Genomic DNA, 6205 nt, shown 5'->3' with positions numbered 1-6205 from the left:
GGGTGGACGATGCTGCGACCGAGAGCTCGGCAGAGTGGCGGGCGAAGCCCCGGGAAGTCAGCGTAGGGTTCTACGCCTACGAGTTGGGGCAGGAGCGGGTGAGCACGCTATACGCGATTTGGCCAGGGGGCCTAACTGCCTGAGTCTTTGAGGAAAAGGGCGTTTGGTAAAACGACAGGACGCTCGATCTCCTCCTTGCAAATCGCGGGGGGAATGTCGAACGTTCGACGGGATACAAGCATCGCTGGAGGTTAGGTTCGATGCGGTATAGTCCATCCGAGCATGCGGTCGACCGGTTGAATCCGCAGCCAAAAGCAGCCCTTCGATGTATCTACAAAACCAGAGGCGGTTTACTTACAACGGAGATGCGGCCAACCCCAACCTCAACAACTCCTTACGTAGCAGCGAGCGCTCAAGCACAGCCATTCCGGCCTGCCATTCGATCGACAGCAAATGGCTCAACTTTTGTTGGCTGACCAAGGGCTCAGCCAGAAAGTAGCTTTTGCACTCGCGGATGCTGATGACGTTCAACAGCCAGTCTCCACCCTGCCCCGCCAGCCAGTGACCGATCGTTGACCGATGCGTTCGGATCAGCGCGCTGGCATCCCACACCGCCATCTGCGCGAAAACCTGCGGCAGGTTGCTATCGGCTTTCAGCCGCTTCATATCAACCGCCAACGCGCCAATCAGGTCTGACTCGATAGTGGCTTGGCACTCGGAGAAATACCGCTCGGGCCAGTCCGCTTCCAGTTTCGCCCGCCGTGCGAGGACTTCATAAGCCCGGATATCCGATTGGGTGGTCAACTGCCCTGTGAAATTCAGGGTATTGTCCAGAATTGCCGTGGCCAGCAACGCAGCACTTTTTTCGCTGATCAGCGGCAACAGCCCTGCCGCTTCCCAATGCTGAAAAATCAGCGTTGCCGCTGCGCCGATCGGCAGGATGTCTGCCGCAGGTCCGAGCTTCTGCGCCCAATAGTTTTCAAAGCCTGGGTGATGGTCCGATGTCCAGATACGCCGAGCCTGAGGTCACCACCCTCATGACACGTGGGCCGCATTGCTGGCTGCCAATTGGCCGAAGACATGAGGATCGTTGACTAGCGGGGAGAAAGAATCGGTGATGAATAAAAGATATTTCTCACCTGCGTCATAGACGGCGCAATCATCAAAAGACTCAAAGCCCAATACCACCTTGTCATCCGAAACCGTATTGGCTGTTGCAGTTTGCAACAGAATCTTCTGGATCTTGCACCCGCATCCACCACTCTCAGATTTATCCATGATCTGACAAGACATCGACATCGGCTGTCCTTAAAATCCATTTTCCATAATTAAAACAGCACATTAKCGTGCCGAAAMAYTCTGTAATGCCCWATTTTCTKCCGACAAGACTCGTATGCTTTCATTGCGAAAAYATGACGGACTGGAGGAATTTTGAAGTCATGCGGACCGACCCGAAGCGAACATTGCCTGTAGCCGAAGTTGACCGTCCATGAAGCCATATTGCAGCATGGTATTGAACGTGTGGCAGCGCTGTGCGGCCATCCTGTTGGCCGGAAAGCCTTATGAGTGATGCAAKCGTTACCGTCGCACCTAACCGGAAGAAGCTCATGATCAGGGTGTTACCGAAGAATGAACTCAAGGAGCTTTCGGTGAAAGCTGAAGCAGACGGTTTAACGCTGAGTAATCTTGCCGCCACTTGCGAGAAGTTTGATGTAGCACCGCAAGATGTGCTGAACGAGCTGTCCGTCACGGTTGCGGAAGGCTATCTACAGGGATCTTTGATCTATGATTTTTGCGACGGCGTCATGAACGGGATCATAAATGCCGTGATTGRAGTGGGCATGACTAACGAAATGCCTCAGCCCGCTTTCTCGCTTTACCAAGCATTCGATCAAGGTGAATGGATCCGCAGTAACGACCCTCCGGAGACTGACCCGAGTGAGAAATACACGAAGCCGGTGGTCCAGGAAATAATGCGTACCCTTAGAGGTTAGCTTTCACAAATTGAGAGTTTATCGCTTTTGGGCTGGAAGCGGGCTTGCATCGACCGGCTGAATCCACAGGCGAAAGCAGCTCGCCACAGAATTTATAATTGACCATGACAAAGCATGACAAAGGGGACTGATTTATTTCCTTAAAAATATATCAGTCCCCTTTTCCATAGACTAAAAAATCGATAGAACTGAATATGAGCGAGCTACCGAGGTCCGGTGCGGGCCATGATGATGCAATACGGAAGAAAATCCATGCTGCCATAGCTACGAGAAACTTGGCAAGTGCATCGAACAATACCAAGTGGGATGAGCTGATCAACCATTTCCGCCAGTGTCAGGGTTGGCGTCCGTCTTACCGATCCAAGTCCGTCACTGGATATGTCTCAGGGTGGGATGTCGAGTGGTTTTACCATCTGCCGTTTCCATTTGCGTCCGTCGAATGGTTCGACATTGGCTTGTCAGAAGCCGCCCCCTCAAAAGGAAGGCTGCTTGCAAGTACAACCATTGACCATACAGACGAAATATCGAAGGTGGTCGCACAAATTGGCTTCGAGTTTGACGTGCGCGCCGACGTTCTGAGAATTTGGGGATACTTCCCAAAATCGTATGAAGATTTTCCGCCAGTATAATAGTCTGCGAAAAAAGGAGACTCATTGTCTCAAGGGCCCCATATAGCATAGTCGCTGACAGCTAATCCCGTTTTCAGGGTGACCGCATCACCCTGTCGTCGAAGCCAGCGCATTGTGTAGTTCTTGTCGGGCGAGAGGAAAATCCTCAAGCGTCATCCGGACGCTCAGCGTTTCGCGGGCTTTGGCCACCGATGCAGGCCCCAGGATCACAATGGCTCGTATGGCGGCCCAGCGAGTAAAATGGTTCTCTGGGTCTGAAACCAGTGAAAGTATCTTTTCAAAGTCCGCATCGTCGGATGCGTGCTCTGCTAACAACCTAGCAGTACCTAAGATATCAATTGGGTATGCAACTTGATGTACGCCCAGATACATCGCCCTGTCGATCAATTCGTCAAAAGAAGAGTCCATGGTGCCTCATAAGGTAAACAAAAATCCCCCACGCACCTGAATCCACTTATCCTGTCAGATTCCACTAGCGGTGCGACCRTAACCTCCCAGCTTACCCAACCGATCAGCCTGTGTCTGAGATCAGTAAATCATCGGCACGATTTTAAGCGTGGCGGCTGACGTGCATGTCAATGAACGCAATTCAGATGACAGGTTTGGGTCGACTGCCCCCTTCACGACAGGCAGAAATCGGCCGGAAGCATCCTTTCCAACTGAATGCAGTCGACCTGAGAAATTGGTTAAAGTGTTAACAAGACAGCCCGCACGAGCATTAAAAGGATTAAAAAATGAACTTAATAAGGGAATGGCTGGGTAGACTGAAGAACCAGCAAATGCCGGCTTCCTCATTGGCGGAACAGCGGCGAAACGAAGCGTTGGAACTGCTAGGGAATGCAGAGGACAATGGAAAATGGATAGAGGTCAGTACTCACTACAACGGCTTCATTCGAGAAGTCGCTGTCAGGGGGCTGTGCAATAATCCTTCTCCTGAAGCGTTAGTAGCTTTGATACAGCGTTTGAACGACTGGGTACCCCAGATTCGCGATCTAGCGTTGGAGGGGCTGAATCACTATATGACTCCATCCCAGGCTCAGGCGCTATTGTTCGCGCTGGAACCTCTCATAGCGTTGGCCGCGCGCCGAAGAGCCGATCATGGTCCCACGCTCATGGCCGCTCGCTCTGTACTGCAGTCACCCGAGATCAAGACTGAGGTCTACGCCAATTTCCTTTCGCAACAAGGTAAAGCTGCGCGCTATCTGTTTGCGCTATTGCTGGAAAAGGACTCAGCGCCGGAGACGCTTTTAAGGGACGCCCTGRCCCATCGCGAGCTGACCGTACGGTTAGCTGCCGTGTCAGCATGTCAAGATTTACCAGCTGCGCAAGCATCACCACTGTTACTTGAAGCCCTATCACGACCCGGCGCCAAAGTGCGTGTTTGCGTGCTGCGCGCCCTACTGCCGTTGGTCGACGATCCGAAGCCATTGTTGCGCCAGGCCTTGCTGGATGCATCGACCTCGATCCGTAGTTTGGCGCGCTGGGCAGCAGTACGCCATAACGTCGATGCAAGCGCCATCCTGACGGAGAAATTGAATCTGGGCTTTCCACCACGGAAACAGGATTGGCTCGGTATTATTGGCTTGGCAACCGAACTTAAAGTCCCTCTGGACAAGCGGTGGCTAACAGAAGCGATGCGCTCTCACTATTCCTCCGTGCGGCAAGCGGCCATACGCCTGCTTGGCGACAACCAATTGACCGAGTTGCTGAGGGCGCTTGACGACCCATCAGACAAAGTGTTTTACGCCGCAGTCGCTCAACTGAACAAGCAACCTTGGAAATCTGTGACCCCTGGATCAGGCGACAAATTAGATCGGGATTGGCATGAACTGTCGACGGCACGCCGCCAAGCGATACTTCAATTGAGGCCGGGTTGGCAGCAGGTGGCGTACCTACTGGGGCGGCTGAGCACTGAAACAGGTGCACAGGCTTTTTGGCTACGTCATTTTGAAGTCATGCGGACCGACCCGAAGCAGCAAAAAGGGAACTGATTTATTTCCCTCAAAAAAGTCAGTCCCTTTTTCCGATTTGCAACCGCTCGACCCCTTTTTGCAAATGTCCGTAAGACCCACAACTCCCGCCCCTGGGTCACTGCCATCGTGCTGTTCGGCTTGGAGGTCGAAGGTGACGCCCCGGTTTATCTTGAAATCCGCTTCGAGGACTACCAGGCACTGCAAATCGAAGACGACCACCTCATGCTGACTCTGGAGGAGACCATGAAGTGCGCAGAGGCCGAGTACGGCATTGTCCCGAGCGACTGGCGAGCAATGAGTCAGCACGAAATTGATCGTATCCCTTTTTCCTGAATGCCAGGAGCCACTAAGCGATTCGCAAGAACGCAACCAGGGGACAATCCCCGAAGATTTGCAGTTATCATCAGGCCACCATCCAAGAAAAGGACTTCACAGATGAAGCGTCTGTTTGCCTGCACCCTCCTGGCTCTGGCCGTCGTCAGCTACGCCAAGGCTGACCAGAGCACCTTCGAAGAAACGAACCAGTGCTCGGAAGATATCGACTGCCAMGGGGATTTCATTTGCAAAAATGGCCAATGCGATATCCCTGAGCCCCTGCAAAGCCCCATTGTAAAGCCCATCGCCACGACGCAAATCGCGCAGCCTGCACCACCTGCGCCTCCCGGTGTTGCCTATGAAACCTTGCCCGTGAGTGCCGAGCGAGCAGGGCCTTTCACTACCGAGACCAAGGAGATGGGGACCGCTCTGAATTATCAATCGCGGGCTGGCGTGGTGAATCTCATGGAATCAATTGTGGAGCAGGCTGAGTACACCGGTTACGTGTCTATTGAAAAGGCTTATACGTTTGGGCCGAGTAAATATGTGGTGGTGGTTTCCACGGGAGAGGGAGGGAATGGTTGTCCGGCATCTACTTATGTTTTCAGTTTTGACAGCAAGGCTGAGCGTGTTGATGGAACGCGGGTGGTGGATGGGTGTTCTGAGTTGGTTGAGGCCGTGGCGGAGGGGAATAAGCTTACGGTTAAGAAGGAGGGAGCCGGGACTGTTGTTTATAACGGGGTTGTTGATCAATAGGTAACGGGCCCACCGCCGTTTTTCGAAGCAGCTCGCCACAGAATTTACAATTGACCATCGTTAGATCCCCCCCACAACGCTTGCTCATCGAAGGACATCGAATCACTGCGCAGTATCGTCACTCGCCAACTCTTTCAACTTAATCTCAGCCAACGGATGCCCGGCCTTCAAGGCAATACGCCAAAACCGCGCCGCTTCCACCGGATCCGGTGCCTTGCTCGGCGTCCCCGCGAGGCAGATCACGCCCACCTGATACGCCGCCTTGCCATCCCCCGCCAACGCGGCCAGGCGCAGTAATCGCACACCCTCCTCGCGAGCCCCAAGACCGACGCCGCGAAAGGTCAGGATGTGGCCGTAGAAGCTCTGGGCGGCGACATCGCCCAGGTTGGCCATGCGCGCGAACTGGCCCTCGAGCCAGCGCCAGCCGCGCGGTTGGCGCACAAACCACGACCAGTGGAACAACCGGCGGGCCAGCCAGTAACCGGCCCGCGCCTTGAGTCGTAGGAACACTCAGGCTTCTGCCGACTCGGGGTACTCG

Annotated in this window: 8 protein-coding genes and 1 pseudogene; 5 read left to right on the top strand and 4 right to left on the bottom strand. The window is 53.9% G+C overall.

Annotated features, from left to right (window positions below):
• Nucleotides 1–354: 354 nt before the first annotated feature.
• Nucleotides 355–999 (bottom strand): annotated as a pseudogene (locus AC1DLB_RS23795) (DHH family phosphoesterase); the annotation flags it as partial.
• Nucleotides 1000–1035: 36 nt separating this feature from the next.
• Nucleotides 1036–1293, bottom strand: coding sequence for a hypothetical protein (locus AC1DLB_RS23790; protein ID WP_477744283.1), 258 nt, complete (start codon nt 1291–1293; stop codon nt 1036–1038).
• A gap of 269 nt (nt 1294–1562) precedes the next feature.
• On the opposite strand from AC1DLB_RS23790, the gene AC1DLB_RS23785 reads away from it, so the two are divergent.
• A complete protein-coding gene (locus tag AC1DLB_RS23785; RefSeq protein WP_477785750.1) occupies nt 1563–1994 on the top strand; it encodes a hypothetical protein in 432 nt (143 codons plus the stop codon).
• Nucleotides 1995–2188: 194 nt separating this feature from the next.
• On the top strand, nt 2189–2623 hold the full coding sequence (locus tag AC1DLB_RS23780) for a DUF6678 family protein (protein ID WP_028940040.1): 435 nt from the start codon (nt 2189–2191) through the stop codon (nt 2621–2623).
• Between the two features lie 87 nt (nt 2624–2710).
• On the opposite strand, the gene AC1DLB_RS23775 is transcribed toward AC1DLB_RS23780, so the two are convergent.
• Complete coding sequence (locus AC1DLB_RS23775) at nt 2711–3031, bottom strand: hypothetical protein (RefSeq protein ID WP_028940039.1); 321 nt, start codon at nt 3029–3031, stop codon at nt 2711–2713.
• Between the two features lie 371 nt (nt 3032–3402).
• Here AC1DLB_RS23775 and AC1DLB_RS23770 point away from each other — a divergent pair, with 371 nt between their 5' ends.
• From AC1DLB_RS23770 to AC1DLB_RS23760, 3 genes are all read left to right on the top strand, one after another.
• Nucleotides 3403–4614: a HEAT repeat domain-containing protein gene (locus tag AC1DLB_RS23770; RefSeq protein ID WP_477785749.1), complete on the top strand. Its 1212-nt coding sequence runs from the start codon at nt 3403–3405 to the stop codon at nt 4612–4614.
• A 108-nt stretch (nt 4615–4722) separates the two neighbouring features.
• Nucleotides 4723–4929: a hypothetical protein gene (locus tag AC1DLB_RS23765; RefSeq protein WP_477744281.1), complete on the top strand. Its 207-nt coding sequence runs from the start codon at nt 4723–4725 to the stop codon at nt 4927–4929.
• A gap of 102 nt (nt 4930–5031) precedes the next feature.
• Entirely contained in the window at nt 5032–5667 is a 636-nt protein-coding gene (locus AC1DLB_RS23760) for a hypothetical protein (protein ID WP_477785748.1), read from the top strand.
• A 102-nt stretch (nt 5668–5769) separates the two neighbouring features.
• On the opposite strand, the gene AC1DLB_RS23755 is transcribed toward AC1DLB_RS23760, so the two are convergent.
• On the bottom strand, nt 5770–6177 hold the full coding sequence (locus AC1DLB_RS23755; protein WP_477744280.1) for an SEL1-like repeat protein: 408 nt from the start codon (nt 6175–6177) through the stop codon (nt 5770–5772).
• Nucleotides 6178–6205 lie beyond the last annotated feature (28 nt).

The organism is Pseudomonas sp. 05N434 (genome assembly GCF_056396965.1).
Note: the sequence above shows the minus strand (reverse complement) of the source record. Positions and strands in the feature narration are given on the sequence as shown.